At 54.8% G+C, this 14992-nt stretch carries 11 protein-coding genes, 1 tRNA gene and 1 pseudogene; 6 read left to right on the top strand and 7 right to left on the bottom strand.

Annotated elements, in window-relative coordinates; all coding sequences use genetic code 11:
• Positions 1-86 precede the first annotated feature (86 nt).
• Both AC0V6Z_RS06760 and AC0V6Z_RS06755 read left to right on the top strand, forming a co-directional pair.
• Positions 87-173: transfer RNA gene (locus AC0V6Z_RS06760), tRNA-Leu, on the top strand.
• Between the two features lie 520 nt (positions 174-693).
• Positions 694-1326, top strand: a complete 633-nt coding sequence (locus AC0V6Z_RS06755; RefSeq protein ID WP_472640582.1) for a tyrosine-type recombinase/integrase — start codon at positions 694-696, stop codon at positions 1324-1326.
• Between the two features lie 152 nt (positions 1327-1478).
• Here the strand turns inward: AC0V6Z_RS06755 and AC0V6Z_RS06750 are convergent, their stop codons facing one another.
• The 5 genes and pseudogenes from AC0V6Z_RS06750 to AC0V6Z_RS06730 form a co-directional block, all read right to left on the bottom strand.
• The gene (locus AC0V6Z_RS06750) at positions 1479-2093 is read right to left on the bottom strand and encodes a glutathione S-transferase family protein (protein ID WP_472640581.1); all 615 of its coding nucleotides are present in this window, start codon (positions 2091-2093) and stop codon (positions 1479-1481) included.
• Between the two features lie 7 nt (positions 2094-2100).
• Positions 2101-3123, bottom strand: coding sequence for an NADPH:quinone oxidoreductase family protein (locus AC0V6Z_RS06745; RefSeq protein ID WP_472640580.1), 1023 nt, complete (start codon positions 3121-3123; stop codon positions 2101-2103).
• A 27-nt stretch (positions 3124-3150) separates the two neighbouring features.
• Positions 3151-4399: pseudogene (locus AC0V6Z_RS06740) on the bottom strand (acyl-CoA dehydrogenase family protein).
• Positions 4400-4449: 50 nt separating this feature from the next.
• Positions 4450-5184, bottom strand: coding sequence for an SDR family NAD(P)-dependent oxidoreductase (locus tag AC0V6Z_RS06735; RefSeq protein ID WP_472640579.1), 735 nt, complete (start codon positions 5182-5184; stop codon positions 4450-4452).
• A 13-nt stretch (positions 5185-5197) separates the two neighbouring features.
• Positions 5198-6247 (bottom strand): phosphotransferase family protein, encoded by a 1050-nt coding sequence (locus tag AC0V6Z_RS06730; protein ID WP_472640578.1) that lies wholly within the window; start codon positions 6245-6247, stop codon positions 5198-5200.
• Between the two features lie 67 nt (positions 6248-6314).
• On the opposite strand from AC0V6Z_RS06730, the gene AC0V6Z_RS06725 reads away from it, so the two are divergent.
• Positions 6315-6953 (top strand): TetR/AcrR family transcriptional regulator, encoded by a 639-nt coding sequence (locus AC0V6Z_RS06725; RefSeq protein ID WP_472640577.1) that lies wholly within the window; start codon positions 6315-6317, stop codon positions 6951-6953.
• 251 nt (positions 6954-7204) lie between these two features.
• On the opposite strand, the gene AC0V6Z_RS06720 is transcribed toward AC0V6Z_RS06725, so the two are convergent.
• Together AC0V6Z_RS06720 and AC0V6Z_RS06715 are read right to left on the bottom strand one after the other, a co-directional pair.
• On the bottom strand, positions 7205-8905 hold the full coding sequence (locus AC0V6Z_RS06720; RefSeq protein ID WP_472640576.1) for a recombinase family protein: 1701 nt from the start codon (positions 8903-8905) through the stop codon (positions 7205-7207).
• A complete protein-coding gene (locus AC0V6Z_RS06715) occupies positions 8898-9200 on the bottom strand; it encodes a DUF2924 domain-containing protein (RefSeq protein WP_486176512.1) in 303 nt (100 codons plus the stop codon). The genes AC0V6Z_RS06720 and AC0V6Z_RS06715 overlap by 8 nt, the downstream gene beginning before the upstream one ends.
• A 26-nt stretch (positions 9201-9226) precedes the next feature.
• Here AC0V6Z_RS06715 and AC0V6Z_RS06710 point away from each other — a divergent pair, with 26 nt between their 5' ends.
• From AC0V6Z_RS06710 to AC0V6Z_RS06700, 3 genes are all read left to right on the top strand, one after another.
• Positions 9227-9637 carry an SdrD B-like domain-containing protein gene (locus tag AC0V6Z_RS06710; RefSeq protein ID WP_472640574.1) on the top strand — a complete coding sequence of 137 codons (411 nt, stop codon included), beginning with the start codon at positions 9227-9229 and terminating at the stop codon, positions 9635-9637.
• A complete protein-coding gene (locus AC0V6Z_RS06705) occupies positions 9612-13109 on the top strand; it encodes an LPS-assembly protein LptD (RefSeq protein ID WP_472640573.1) in 3498 nt (1165 codons plus the stop codon). Before AC0V6Z_RS06710 ends, AC0V6Z_RS06705 begins: the two co-directional genes overlap by 26 nt.
• A 107-nt stretch (positions 13110-13216) precedes the next feature.
• A complete protein-coding gene (locus tag AC0V6Z_RS06700) occupies positions 13217-14644 on the top strand; it encodes an H-type lectin domain-containing protein (protein ID WP_472640572.1) in 1428 nt (475 codons plus the stop codon).
• Positions 14645-14992 lie beyond the last annotated feature (348 nt).

Below are 14992 nucleotides of genomic sequence, written 5' to 3'. Positions count from 1 at the left end.
GCAAAGTGCTTGCCGTGGCCGATACCCCTTGCTAGGGGCGCGCTCCTACCGAGGGGCGAGGCATCGCCTGCCCCTGCTGACTGTGTGCGGTCGTGGCGGAACTGGTAGACGCGCAACGTTGAGGTCGTTGTGGGCTAACGCCCGTGGAAGTTCGAGTCTTCTCGACCGCACCAAACAGTCCTGATCTTCAGACTGCAGTTATCTGAGTACGCATCTTCTGCCTGCAAAGGCGGAATTCTACGGTGCTATGGTGACAAAAGTGTCCGGCTTGCAGCCGGAGACTTAGGCGATGTCTGCGAATAGTTTTCGAGGGCTGGCTTATTTTCTCCACTGGTGCAGAACCAGACTGCAAATCCATGTTTTCGTGGGTGGACTTGTGCGCTGATCGATGGCTTGGTTGCGGAGTGGATAGACACACCAAACAGTTGATTGTCGGCATTTGCACTCAGATCGGCACCGAGATGGAAGACTACAGCTTCCTAGCGCTTAAAGTTTCTTCCGAACCCTCAGGCGAGCTGAATGCGGTCTTGGATCAACTGGAGAATTCAAGCGACAAAATCTCCGCGCTAGTCCGTGCGGCTCGCGTTTTGAGTGAATGACGGCAACGCGCCCTAGTCTAGGACATAGCCGTTCGAAATCTTGGTCCCCAAAGGCGGACATTCTCCAAGGCCATTCCGGCCAAGGAGAATGAAAATGACATACTCACACTTTGACCCCGCTGCTCAAAATCGAGTGCCGTGGAACTTTGGAGCGAAGATCGGCCCAAAGCGCCCTTTCAATCAAAAGCAGATATGGGCGATCCGCTTCTTCTTAGATTGCGAGGAACGCATCCGAGATCGAGCTCTGTTTGACTTGGCGATTGATAGCAAGTTGCGAGGCTGTGATCTCGTCGAACTGAAGATCGGCGATCTGGTCAGTGGTCCAGAAATCAGAACGCGAGCAACAATCACACAGCGCAAGACAGGTCGCCCGGTTCAGTTCGAGATAGCGGCAGACGCGCGGGCAAGCCTGTTTGCCTGGCTGGAACTGAGAGGAGGTGACGTCGAGGACTTCGTCTTTCCAAGCCGAGTGGATCACACCCGTCATTTGAGCACGCGACAATACGCTCGGCTTGTCGATGAGTGGGTTGAAGCGGTTGGCCTGCGTCCGGAGGAATATGGCACACATTCGCTTCGTCGAACGAAGGCCTCGATTATCTACAAGGCCACAGGCAACATCCGAGCGATCCAAATTCTGCTTGGTCATTCCAAGATTGAAAACACGGTCCGATACCTTGGCGTCGATATAGAAGACGCTCTCACCCTTGCAGAGAAGACTGAAATCTGACGGGAGTTGGGCGCTGGCTTCGCCTCGGTCAGCGTCCGCTTCTTGGAGTGAAAGCGGACGGTCTAAACGCAGGCTTGGGCTAGCCTATCTACGAGTCTTGTGTTGGTAAGAGGCGAGTTGCAGTCAGTCCGACAACGCCCCAAGAAATAATCCTATTTGACCGAAACAGTCTTCTTCCAAGCTGGGCGATCCTGCAAACGCTCAAAATAAGATTGCACGCGATCTGGCAGCGCAAGCCTGCAAAGCGTGTTTGCTAAAAACAGGCTGTATCCAACGGAGATATCAGCGGCTGTGAAGCGTTCTGCGGCGATGAACGACCTTGCACTAAGATGGTTATCCAGCATCTCAAAAGCCTTCTCGGCTTGATACGTCACATAAGCCTCAAAGCCTTCAGACACCGCATATTTGTCGATGCCCATCATCTGGCCAAGATAGACGGCAAGATAGTGCGATAGTCCGCTTTCGGCCATGTGGAGCCAGGTCAAATAGTGCCCAAAATCGCTATCTTCAGGCGCTACACTAAGGAGAGATGGACCGTGTTTTGCCAGAATGTATTCCAGAATAACGGTCGATTCCAAAACTAGGTGATCGCCATCATAGAAGGCTGGCACCTTTCCCATGGGATTGATCTTGCGGTACGCGTCAGATGCGAAATACTCCGCATCATAGGCCATCGTTTTCAAATCGAAATCGAGCCCCATCTCCTCGAACAACCATAATGGCCGCAAGGAACGAGAATTTGGAGTGTGAAACAAGATCAAGGACATAGGCGACCTACGATTGCTTTCCATTTAACTGGACAATGACTTTGCCTTCGACTTTTCCATCCGCGATATGCATTGCCGCTGTCACTGCATCATCGAAATCAAAGACCTGGCTGCTTGAGAGATCAATTGCGCCATCGCGCCAGTGCAGAACCAAATCCTGATGAGCCTCGAGCACTTGATCTGCGCTCCATCCGACTGGCATCGCACCTAGCAATGAGATGTTTTTCAGCACCGTTTCTTCCAGAGCGATGCGCGCCCATTCACCGCTGGCATAACCGATCACAACAAACCGCCCTTCGAAAGCGATCGCATTAAACGCAGCGCGCGCGGCTTTGCCGCCAACGGGATCGAAGACGATCGAGACACCTTTGCCGCCTGTGAGCTTAAGCGCTGCCTCGGTAATGTCTTGCTGCCTTCTGTCGATGACTTCATCTGCACCGATGCTCTTACAGAAAGCGGCTTTTTGCGGGCCGCCCGCAACCGCGATAACGCGCGCGCCTTTGGCCTTTGCCAATTGAACCGCTGCATTGCCGGAGGAGCCCGATGCACCCAGCACGAGCACAACATCGTCTTTCGTGATTTTCGCGCGCCGCACGAGTGCGACCCATGCGGTTTGATAGGGAATGTAGAGACCTGCTGCCTCTACCCCGCTCATTTTATCGGGGATTGGCAATAGACCAGACAATACGCCAGCCTCGATGCCGCCTACTGCCATCAAGCATTCGTCGGCCAACCCGCCAGCCTGAGCTTGGAAGAGAGTGGGACCAACCACGCGCGTGCCGATCAATGCTTCATCGACACCTTCACCGGCCGCGATCACCTCGCCCGCTGCCTCTTGCGAAGGCGTAAAAGGAAGTCGCGGCGTCAATGGGTAGTTGTCTCGACTCATCAAGACATCGGGCAGTCCCAAGCCGCAGGCTTCGACTTTGACTTTGACCTGACCGGGGCCGGGCTCAAGAGGCTTAGCATCCTCTTGAAGCGTCCAAACATCGTTTGGCTCACCAAACGATTCAACTACCCATCTACGCATTTTGCACTCTCTCTTTTGGCTTGCGGCTCAATCGGTCGGAACATCATTCCAGCCAGCACCCGGCTTTGCATATTGCCCGATCTTGAACTTACCGAGCTGTGACGCGTGCACCTCGTCAGGGCCATCGGCGAGACGGATAAAGCGCTGCGTGGCGAGGATATTCGCCAGCGGCACATCATCGCTAACACCCATGCCACCGAATATCTGGATTGCGCGGTCCGCCACTGTTTGCGCCATTTGTGGGGCCACCACTTTGATCGCTCCGATCAAATCCTTGGCGTTTTTCGCACCGCGACGGTCAATCGCATCAGCGGCCTTTAAGGTAAGCAAGCGCGCTTGTTCTATATCGCAATAGCTCTTCGCAATTTCCATCCGAATGCTGGAGCGATCCGAGAGCATGCGGCCAAAAGTTTTACGCTCCGTCACGCGTTGGCACATCAATTCCAGAGCTAGCTGAGCCGATCCGATAGAGCGCATGCAGTGATGAATGCGGCCCGGGCCAAGGCGCCCTTGTGCGATTTCAAAGCCGCGCCCTTCGCCAAGAATGATGTTCTCTTTGGCAATGCGAACATCATTCAAATGCACTTCGCAATGCCCACTCGGAGAGTGAACGTCGCCGAATACCGTTTGCGCGCGGATCACCTCAACACCGGGTGTGTCACGCGGAATGATCACTGTTGATTGCTGCGAATGGCGTGGGTTCTCTGGATTGGTCTGTCCCATCATCAGCAAGACTTTGCTGCGTGGGTCCATGATACCCGAAATCCACCATTTCTTGCCATTGATAACATAATCATCGCCGTCACTACGAATTTCAGTGCGGACATTCGTCGCATCAGAGCAGGCGTGGTCAGGTTCGGTCATCATATATACCGAACGTATTTCGCTCGACGAGCAGGGGCTCTAGCCATTCCTTTTTTTGGGCATCGGTGCCGAATTTAGCGAACACCTCCATATTGCCGGTGTCAGGCGCAGAGCAGTTAAAGACCTCGCTGCACCAAGCATTGCGGCCCATAATCTCAGCCAAGGGCGCATATTCCAGATTGGTCAGGCCAGGGCTGTATTCGCCATATTCCTCAGGCAGGAACAGATTCCATAGGCCAGCTGCTTTTGCTTTTTCTTTGAGCGGTTCAAGGCCAGGCCAAGGCTTCCAGCGATTGACCGGGTCGTGGTTCCATGCATGGACATCATGATCCACAGGAAGAATATTCGCATCGACAAAGGCTTGCAATCTGGCGATCAGGCCTTGCGTTTTTTCGCTATATTCAAAGAGCATACTATGGGTGTCCTAGATTGTGATTACCGGGCTGGGTTTGGGGCAGGTCGTTACAGCGTAAGCCCGCCATCTGCGATGAGAGTGTGCCCTTGCACATAGGAAGCGAGCGGAGATGCCAGGAACATGGCGGCACCGGCCATATCTTCCGGAGTGCCCATGCGGCGCAGCGGGATCGAGCGCAAAGAGGCTTCCACGCGCTGCTCATTCTGCGTGGTGATGGCCGTCAACTTTGTTGGCACCAAGCCTGGAGCAAGTCCATTCACCCTTATCCCGTCACGCGCCCAAGATTGACCGAGCGTTTTCGTGAGGCTGATTGCAGCGGCTTTGGAGGCGGCATAAGCGGGGTTGCCGATATTCGCCTTCAAACCAGAAACCGAACTGACAATCACAATTGAGCCTTTGGCTTCGCTTAGCATTGGCTTGAATTTGGTCGCCGTATGCATGACGGAGTCGATGTTGATACCCATCACCTCATCCCAGCCGGGCTTGGCATATTCCGCCTGCTTATACCGGACGAAGCCTTGAGACTGGACGAGCACATCCAAGCTGCCGAAGGGCGGCTCGTAGGCGTCCAATTCGTCGAAGTCAGCGACATTGACCTTCGCATAATGCAGGCCTTCCAGATCAGAGCCTTCTTCAGCCGAGTAATCATCTGCTGCGGCGCGCGTGCCCCAAACATGCACCTCGGCCCCGCGCGCTCTAAAGCCGTGAGCGATGCCGTTCCCGATACCGCTGGAGCCGCCGACAACCAGCACCCGCCTTCCCGAAAAGTCCAAATCATTCATACTTGGTTCCCTCTCAATTCTTCGCGATCAATCGGTGCGCGCGATCGAACAGTGAAATTGTCATTGCATGTAGGCGATCGCCGGTTTCTTTGGAGGCCTTGCCAGCGCTCGCGCGGGCATGGGTTCCCTCCAATATTGCTCCCAATTTGAAACACGCGAGCACACCGTGCCAAGCGACCGCGTCCAAACTGCGGACCGTGTGTTTGCCATAGTGTGCAACGAGTTCATCGAGATCTGGGAAGCCTTCCCAAGGTTCGATATTACCGACGGTTGGTGTGTGGTCATCCGCCCAAGTTGCCATGACCCACCCAAGGTCGACTAAGGGATCGCCAATGGTGGCCAATTCCCAATCAACAAAAGCGGCCAGTTCGGCACCGTCATGGGCAAACATCGTGTTTGCCAAATGGCAATCGCCGTGGAGAATGCCGGGCGTGAATTCCCCGGGCAGGTGATCCTCAAGCCAGACGCGAATTTTCTCAACATCCGGTAGCTCTTTAAAGCCGGTCCACTCATCAAAAGCGGCGTAACTTTCGAGCTGCTTCATCCACCGGCCAGATTGCCGCTCTAGAAACCCGCCAGGCTTGCCAAATCCTTCTAAAGCCACCGCCTTGTAATCAACCGCTCCTAAGGCTGCCATTCCTTCGATGTAGGAATATCCCATACGCTCGCGGATCGCTGGATCGCTGGCGTGAAGCTGCGGCAACCCATTGGCTGGATTGAAGCCGTCAACCGGGGCCATAAGATAGAAACAAGCGCCAAGCCTGTCCTCATTCTCGCAGCTAGCGATGAATTGAGGATGCGGCACCCTGGTTCCCGTTAGCGCTTCTAAGACACGTGCCTCGCGTTTCATTGTGTCATTGGAATTCTTGCGCAGGTGGAGAGGCGGTCTGCGTAGCACAAACTCTTGTCCGCCACGGTCAAAGCGAAGGAGGATATTTTGTGTCCCGCCCGCCAGAAGCTGCAGCTTGCTAAGCGGCCCGCGCTCCAGTCCGATATCGTCCATCCAAGCTGTTAGAGCCTCTAGATCGACCGGTATCGACTCTTCGTTTGATCGATTCGTCATAATTCAAATGTATTAATCGTTTGTATTATTGCAAGGCGCAATTGCTTGTGGTTTATATGCGATTGTAATGAGCAAACTGTCTTCGAAAGTGCGTAGCCCTTCGGTTGAACGGCTCAAGGCCGAGGCACAGCGCCTCTTTGCCAATCGCGGTATCGACGGCGTTACTGTCCGTGACATCGCAGCGGCCGCTGGCCAAAAGAACCCTGCGGCTGTCGGATATCACTTCGGTTCGAAAGAGGCGCTCATCCGCGAGCTTGTTGTAGATGGCGCTAAAATCATTGATGACCGCCGAAACGATCAGCTTGATGCCCTGGAAGATAGCGGCGGCCCGGCCAGTATTTCTCAGATCGTCGATATCCTGATCTATCCGTCCGTCAATTTGGCAGCGCGGGGCGAAACAGACACATACAATCGCTTTCTGCGTATGCTCACTATGTCGCACCGCGACCTGTTTGACGATGCTCTGGAGGGCCGCTGGAACTCTGGGTATCAGCGCTGCCTCAAACATCTGCGCAAGCTAATGCCGTCAATGAGCCGCGCTTTGCAGAACCAACGCTTTATCTTCTTGGAATCCTATCTTGGCGGGGTGCTTAGCGCGCGTGAAACAAGGCTGGATGACACAAGCCGTGCTCACTCAACTTGGAACGACAAATCCACGCTAGCACATTTCGCAGCCACAATTACCTGCATGCTGGAAATGGAGTAAAACGGGTCACCGGCTGAAGCTGGTAGTGAGCTAACCGGTCCGCTCTTCAAAGTGGGACGGCTAGAAGCAGACTGTCCACACACGGCCCAGTTCGAGCCATCGTTCAACGTCTGCATCTGGATCGAGAGCCGACTGTCTGCTTTCCGATCTTAGCCAGCAAAGAGCCTTACGGTCCCAGTTGTGAACGCCAAGCGAGTTGAGCGGATCTCGCTTCGTGAAGATCTCAAGGTGCTGCAGAAGCAACCGATAGGTCACATCATAGCAGACTCACCCTCAAACCCACTGGCTTGCTCCGCCCAAGCTAGCGGCAGCTGTTTCGCTAGCAATTTTTCTGCTGTGAGTGCTGCTGGCTGCCTGCCTCCAGCTATCGCTTCGACGAGATGAGGAGCTAGGCAGGAGATGCCGACCAATTTGGCGAGCCTAGTTCGGCACCGCCCTTGCTGCTTGGCAAGCGCATTCATTGAAAGCGATGGATTGGCGAGCACGAGGTCTCTTGCTTCAAATGCCTCCAAAACCAGAGCGATCAGTTTGGCATCGTACTTTGGCTCTACCTCTATCTCGCGCGCTTCGCCCGGCACCACAAGTTTGAGTTGGTGACCAGAGCGTGTGGGAACCGCAGTTATGGTTAGGCTCAGCTCCTTTGCTGGAAGGCCCCTTATGCAAACACGCAGCACTTCGCCTAAGCCAGCACGATCAAGGGTGAGTCTGATCTCGCCCTCGTCCAACTTTACGGTGTTAAGCAAGCTATGCAGCAATCGGACTTTGTCGGTGGGTTTATCGCTGCGCAGTTGAGAGGCCGTCAATTTAGCTTGGTTCCGGAGCTCTCTAAGCACGCCTGCATTACTGATCTGACGGCCCAAACAATCGAGCAAAAATCCATCATGACTGAGCTTCGCGGCTAGCTCTCCGCAGATCAATTGCTCAAGATCATTTGCTGAAACACGGCATGCCTGGCGGCCGCCGCACCTATCAGGCCGGGTTACATAATAGCGATAGCGCTTCGCCTTTCGGCTTTTGCCAGAATGGCTCGGCGTCATCGGCCTTCCATATTGGTCTTCGAGGAGGCCGGTGAACAAACTTGGCTGGTCAGCAATGCGTCGCTTTGAAGCACCGGCTGTGTGCTTTGCCCTAGTTGCTTGAACCTTATTCCAAAGCTCTTCGCCGACGATCGCGCTATGCTCGCCCTTAAAGCTTTCTCCTTTGTGCACGATCATCCCGCGATAGATCGGGTTTGAAAGCAGATGGTAAAGCGTGCCGCGGGCGTAGTGGATGCCGCCGCGATGCGGCCCGCTCGCACGATGTTGGACCTTGGTGCGATATCCCTCGCGCGCTAGTTCTTCGATCAAAGCGGGGACGGTGCCCAGCTTAACGTAGCGCTCCATGATATGGCGCACCTGCTCCGCTTCTTGAGGCACCTCTACAAGCTTGCGGTTTTCAACTTTGTAACCGAGCGGCACTGGCCCGCCCATCCAGATACCCTTCTTCTTGGATGCTGCGATCTTATCGCGGATCCGTTCGCCGGTGACCTCACGTTCGAACTGCGCAAAGCTAAGCAGCATGTTGAGCGTGAGGCGCCCCATGCTTGTGGTGGTGTTAAAGGCCTGCGTGATGCTCACAAAGCTAGCTCCCGCCCGATCGAGTACATCAACGATGCGCGAAAAATCCGCCAAGCTCCGAGTTAGCCAGTCGATCTTGTAAAGCAGGATAATATCAACGAACCCGGCCTCCACATCCGCAAGCAGCTTCTTAAGTCCTGGCCTTTCCATGTTACCGCCAGAATAGCCGCCGTCATCATAGCGCTGATCGGTGAGCGCCCAGCCTTCGTGACGCTGGCTTAGCGCGTAGGAGGCGCAGGCCTCGAATTGCGCATCCAAACTGTTGAACTCTTGTTCCAGACCATCTTCAGTCGACTTGCGGGTGTAGATTGCACAGCGTTTCGGTTTCTCAACCATCTTTGGTCAATCCAAAGAAACGCGGACCGGACCACTGCGTGCCAGTTACATGGCGGGCAATCTCACTAAGCGAGTTCCAAGTCCGCTCGTCATAACGCAGTCCCTCATCCATAACTTCAACGAGGATGGTCTTACCGCCCCACTCACGAATGAGCCGCGTGCCTGGCGATAGCCGCGGCCTTGAGAGCTGCGGCAATGATCCGTCTTTGAAATCTTGGGCGTGCCGTTCTAGCTCCCGCCGAGTTGCTGCCTTTAGCGGTCCGTACTTTCGCTCTTGACGGTCCAAGTGGCACACCGATCTCAAATCGCGGCACGGCCACTGTGCGGATCGTTCCAAGCGCGGTGTTTGATTGCTCTGAACTGCTTGGCAAGGTCTTCGAAGACCGCAATCGTAACGGCTACCAAGACGAAGGTGAACCGGGTGTTCCGGGGGTTCGTCTGGCAACCGTCAACGGCTTGCTCATCACCACTGATGAATTCGGTCGTTACCATATCGCCTGTGCTGCCGTGCCAGACTCGCGCATTGGCTCCAATTTTATCCTGAAGGTCGATCCACGAACGCTTCCGCTCGGCTGGACCACCACTACCGACAACCCACGTTCTATCCGCCTGACACGCGGTAAATTCGGGGAACTCAACTTTGGCGTTGCTCCTAAAATCAACAAGGACACCGCTTCACGAGATGTCGATCAGGGGGAGAAAAATAATGAAACAGTCCCTCACATCATATAACCGAGGTCTATTCAGCGGGGCAGCCGTGATCGCATTGGCGCTTGCCGCTATGCCAGCCACTGTGTCTGCCCAGGTGGCAGGTACAGCTCAGGATACCTCTGAGAAGAGCGAAGCAGCGGTTAATGCCGTTGGCGAAGATCGGCACCAAGTTCGTTTCCGCGCTGACACGCTGATCCTCAGTCCAGTCCTCAGCGTTGGCATGGTCGAATCCGTTCGCACCACTGTACGCGGGGAACAGGCCAAGTTTAAGACCTACAACAACTATCCTGCCTTTGTGGAGCGCAGCGAAATCCGCATCTTTGCAGCAGATGTATCGCCGGATGGAGAGCCGCTAGCGGTTCTTAATGTCGACGAAAACGGTCATGCTCAGTGGACCGCAGGAGAGGCAGAGCCTGACGCTCTCTACTATGTCTACCGTGTCTACAGCGCGGATGGTAAATTCGATGAAACTAGGGCTCACGAACTCACTTCGCTCAAGGAAGAAATCGCTGAGCGAGTGGGCGAAGAGACGGCGACCGAACAACCGGAGTTTGGTCTCTATGACGAAGCGGCACGGCGCACGATCGATCTGGAAGGATTGATGGTCACCGTAACTGGCAAAGCCGATCCGAAGGCAGAGCAAGTGCTCGTTTCTGGCAAGTCAGTACCCGTTGGCGACAATGGAACTTTTGTCGCTCAACAAATTGTCTCACGCAATGGCGGCGAACTGGTCGTATCGATTATGCGCGGTGATGAAGAGATCAAACGCGTTGCGCAAAGCTTTGCCATCAAAAAGGATGACTGGTTCATTGTGGGCCAAGGCGATTTGACGCTTGGTCAGAGCTTCGGGAGCGGCCCTTCACGGGCGGTTTCAGGCGATAGCTTGGCGGATGGAAGCTATGCGATTGGCCGGGGTGCGTTCTACGCAAAGGGTATTGTTGGCGATGATTGGCGCATCACCTCGTCGCTTGATACTGGCGAAGAACGGCTCGAAGACTTGTTCAGCAATCTGGATCGTAAAGATCCGCGTCAGCTTTTGCGGCGCCTGAACAGCGAACAGTTCTATCCCACCTATGGCGATGATTCCACGCTGATTGAGGATGCTCCCACCCAAGGCAGTTTCTATCTGCGAGTGCAGAAGGACCAAAGCCAATTGGTTCTAGGTAATTTCACGACCAACATCAACGGCGCAGAGCTGGCTCAGCTTGATCGCGGCTTGTTCGGAGCGCTGATTGATCTGAACAGCAAGGAGACCACTGAATTTGGTGAGCGGCAGCTTCAGATCACTGGTTTCGCCTCTGATCCAGGCACTGTGCCAGCGCGTGAAGAGTTTCGCGGCACTGGCGGTTCGCTCTACTTCTTAAACCGTCAAGATGTGTCGGTAGGCTCAGAGCGCGTACGCATCGAAATTCGCGATCGCGAGACAGGTATCGTGCTGGAAACACGTGACCTTTTTGCTCAGCAGGACTATGATTTCGATCCATTCCAGGGCCGGATTACCTTGCTCAAACCTCTCGCTTCGACAGCGGCCAGCACGGGCGTAGTGCGAGAGGGCACCTCGACTGGCAATGTGCCTGTTCTGGTGGTGCGTTATGAATTTACGCCGCCTGTTGGCACGCTAGAGGGATACACCTTTGGTGGGCGGGCATCGGGCTGGCTGGGCGAGCATGTCCGCTTCGGCCTGACAGTGCAGCGTGATACGGTTGAAGAGGCTTCACAAACCATCTTTGGAGCAGATGTCTTGGTCCGTGCGAGCGCCGGTACCTATCTAAAGGCTGAAATTGCGCAAAGCGATGGTCCAGGCTTTGGCCAGTCAAACTCTGTCGATGGCGGTCTATCCTTTACCGATATAGCCACGCCCGGCTTGGCAGGTGTCGAAGCGAAGGCTTACCGCGCAGAGGCGGCTCTATCGGTCAATGAATTGATGGGCAAATCGGATAAAGGCGCTGTACTTGGTGGTTATTTCGAACATCAAGACCAGGGTTTCTCATCTGCGGGGCGCCTCACCCCATCGGAGACTGAACGTTGGGGTGTGTCGGCTTCGGTGCCGTTCGCTACCGGCCAGATTTCCGCTGGATTTGAAGCGCTAACCTCTGAGAATGCAGGGACTAGCGAGACAGGGACGCTTGATTTCCAGAACGCCTTCGCTCTTGGCACGGGCGCTTTGACCACAAAATTGGGGCTTCGCTATGAAGACCGTGTGCCTGGTCAATTGTTCAACAGCGTTCAAGATGGCAGCCGGACTGATCTTGCCGTGCAAATGGATTATGCCCCAGGTTCCGACAATTGGACGGCCTATTCCTTTGGTCAGGTGACCCTTGACCGGGATGCCAATCGTACACGCAACAACCGAGTTGGTCTCGGCCTCAACGCTGAGCTGACTAAGCGTCTATCGCTGACCGGAGAGCTATCGGGCGGTGATGGCGGCCTTGGCGGCGATGTAAAACTCAACCGGCGTCTAAGTGAAGGCTCTGAGGCCTATGTTGGCTACAGCCTGTTTGCAGATCGCACCGACACCGGATTTGATAGCCAGAACATCTTTACCCGCTCCAATCGCGGAGCATTGGTTGTTGGCGCGCGTCAGCGTTTCTCGGACTCGCTGTCGGTCTATGGCGAAAATCGCATCGGCGTGGGCGGTCCAGCACCATCAATTGCACGGAATTTTGGTGTAACCTTCGAGCCGATCGAGCACCTCAGCCTGACCGGTAACTTTGAAACGGGTCAGATCGATGATGCGGCCACAGGGCTGTTTCGCCGGACCGCTGCGTCATTTGGCGTCGGCTATACCGAGGAAGATGTACGGTTCGGCAGCTCGCTCGAACTGCGCCGCGAAACCAGTCCGCTTGGACTGGATCAAACGGTATGGCTGCTGCGCAATGATATAAGCTATGCGGTCAATCCCGATTGGCGCTTTGTTGGCCGGTTTAACCTGGCGGATGCGGATAATTCCAACGGATCGATTTCAGCAGCTGAGTTTACCGAAGTGCTGGCTGGCTTTGCCTATCGCCCTGTCGACAATGAGCGTTTGAACGCACTGGTTCGCTTCACCTATTTTGAAGATCTTGGTCCCGTTGGCCAAGTCACCGGATCGGGACAAACACAAAGCCCGAAACAGATCAGTCATATCGGCGTTGTCGATATGAATTATGATGTCTCTCGCAAGCTGACGCTAGGTGGCAAATATGGCTATCGCACAGGGCGCGTATCGCTTGGCCGTGATAGCGATGACTTTGTTAGCTCAACCGCGCACCTGGCCGTGATGCGCGCTGACTACAACCTGGTGCGTGAATGGGATGTCCTGCTCGAAGGTCGTGCGTTGTGGGTGACCGCTGCGGATGATTTAAGGCTTGGCGCGCTGGGCGCGGTCTATCGCCACATCAATGACAATGTGAAGATCGGCGTTGGCTATTCGTTGTCGGATTTCTCAGATGATCTGACCGATCAGAGCTTTTCGAGCCACGGTCCCTTCATCAACTTGCTGGGCAAGTTCTAATGAGTTTGTCTCAGGCTCTTATCTCTCGGTGTTATGGACTGGGTTCTATATTGTTGGGAAAGCTCTTCGGAAAACTCGGAGAAGCAAATTTCTCGCCTTCACTTTGTATGACTGGCGCGGTGTTCCTTCCAGTTTTGCTAACGCTTTCCTGGCCTGCGCAAGCAGCACGGATAGAGGCGGGGACATTCACCGCGCACGACACACTGGGAACCAATCGCACTCCCGATCGCGTCACCTTCCAACAGCCTTTCGATACACCGCCTATCGTGATCGGTATCCCGTCGCAGACTGGTGACAATTCAGCGTCTATCCGGATTACCAATGTCGACACGACCGGCTTTGACGAATTGATCCTGGAGCCAGACAATTGGGATGGCCGCCATTTGGCGATGGTCATTCACTACGTCGCAATAGAGCCAGGCCGCCATGTTTTGCCGGATGGCACAGTCATTGAGGCGGGGTTCACTGACCTTACCAACGTTCAATTTGGCAGCGGCTTCACGGGCGGCGGCGCAAGTTGGCGAAATGTCTCGTTCTCAGCGCCGCTTTTCGGCACCCCGCTTGTCCTGCATCAGCTGCAAACCGCGAACAGCGAAACCCGCAATGTCGCCAATGAGAGCTCACGCCCGCATATCACTTCCATTGCTCGTAGCCCAAGCACTTTGGGTTTTGATCTGGCGATTGAGCGCAGCCAAGCGAACAGCGGCCCGTTCCCATCGTCAGAGCGAATTGGATGGATCGCATTTCCGACCGGGACAACCGGCAGCTTTCCCGACACTGGCGGCTCCACCATAACGTGGAACACCACAACAACTGGCGCGACGATCCGAGGCTGGGATGATGGCTGTTTCAACAACGCCCACGGCCTGAGTGGGGGCAGTCCAATCGTGATCGCCAAAAAGATCAGCCGAAACCACAATGATGGCGGCTGGCTGCGCTATTGCTCCATCAATGGCACATCTATTTCACTACGCGTGGACGAAGACAGAGACCAAGACACCGAACGTGCCATTGCCGCAGGAGACGCAGAGCAGGCGGCGATCATCGCCTTTTCTCAAAGCTTCCACGCTCTGCTGGAGGCCGATTTGGATATCACAAAGACGCGGATCTCGATCAATGACGGTCTAAGCGGCGACTTCGCGATCCCCGGCGCAGTGGTCGACTATCTGATCACCGTATCAAACACTGGCAATTCACCGCCTAACCAGAACAGCGTGGCCGTGACAGAGGTCATTCCTGATGAGCTAAATCTGGTGGTCAGCGATTATGGTGGCGCGGGAAGCGGTCCAGTTATGTTTGAGCAAGGCGCCCCAACGAGCACGCTAACCTGCGCATTCATTTCCTTCGCTAGCACCAGCGATTGCTACCAATTCTCAGCCGATGGAACAGACTTCAACTACGTCCCGTCTGATAGCGGTGATGGCACAGACCCGGCCGTACGCTTTATTCGAATTCGCCCGTCTGGCTTCATGGCTCCCGATGCCGGAAGCGGCAGCCCCAGCTTCCGTCTGCGTTTGAGGACGACGGTTAATTGAGAGAGGGGAAGAACTTTCAAATTGGGAAATCAAGCTGAGAGCAATAACAGATTTTAATAGAGCGGCTGTAGTTGGGTCGATAGCTGTTTGTCTGGTTCAGGGCTGAATGAGTTCAAAGGCAGACGTTCAGCTCTCGACCCATCTGCCGACGTCAGTCATGATGAATGGGGAATGGCGCTGAGAGGTTGCTTCTGATTGAGACAATCGACGAGTCGTTGACCCGCTGCCCTATCGAGGCCAGGAATCAAGTTTCCGGTCCTAGTCGAACTGAACGCTGCCTAGCATCGTCGGAAAGAAAGAAGTTTAGGTCATATTAATGAAGCTTCCTCCCCACGGCCAATTCTATCT

This window comes from Erythrobacter sp. SN6-5 (genome assembly GCF_057364945.1).
Note: the sequence above shows the minus strand (reverse complement) of the source record. Positions and strands in the feature narration are given on the sequence as shown.

Excerpts from the sequence above, each read along its gene's own strand:
- AC0V6Z_RS06755 (WP_472640582.1), top strand. The coding sequence starts at position 694 with ATGACATACTCACACTTTGACCCCGCTGCTCAAAATCGAGTGCCGTGG.
- AC0V6Z_RS06700 (WP_472640572.1), top strand. The coding sequence starts at position 13,217 with ATGACTGGCGCGGTGTTCCTTCCAGTTTTGCTAACGCTTTCCTGGCCT.
- AC0V6Z_RS06730 (WP_472640578.1), bottom strand. The coding sequence starts at position 6,247 with ATGACGAATCGATCAAACGAAGAGTCGATACCGGTCGATCTAGAGGCT.
- AC0V6Z_RS06735 (WP_472640579.1), bottom strand. The coding sequence starts at position 5,184 with ATGAATGATTTGGACTTTTCGGGAAGGCGGGTGCTGGTTGTCGGCGGC.
- AC0V6Z_RS06750 (WP_472640581.1), bottom strand. The coding sequence starts at position 2,093 with ATGTCCTTGATCTTGTTTCACACTCCAAATTCTCGTTCCTTGCGGCCA.
- AC0V6Z_RS06725 (WP_472640577.1), top strand. The coding sequence starts at position 6,315 with ATGAGCAAACTGTCTTCGAAAGTGCGTAGCCCTTCGGTTGAACGGCTC.
- AC0V6Z_RS06705 (WP_472640573.1), top strand. The coding sequence starts at position 9,612 with ATGAAACAGTCCCTCACATCATATAACCGAGGTCTATTCAGCGGGGCA.
- AC0V6Z_RS06720 (WP_472640576.1), bottom strand. The coding sequence starts at position 8,905 with ATGGTTGAGAAACCGAAACGCTGTGCAATCTACACCCGCAAGTCGACT.
- AC0V6Z_RS06745 (WP_472640580.1), bottom strand. The coding sequence starts at position 3,123 with ATGCGTAGATGGGTAGTTGAATCGTTTGGTGAGCCAAACGATGTTTGG.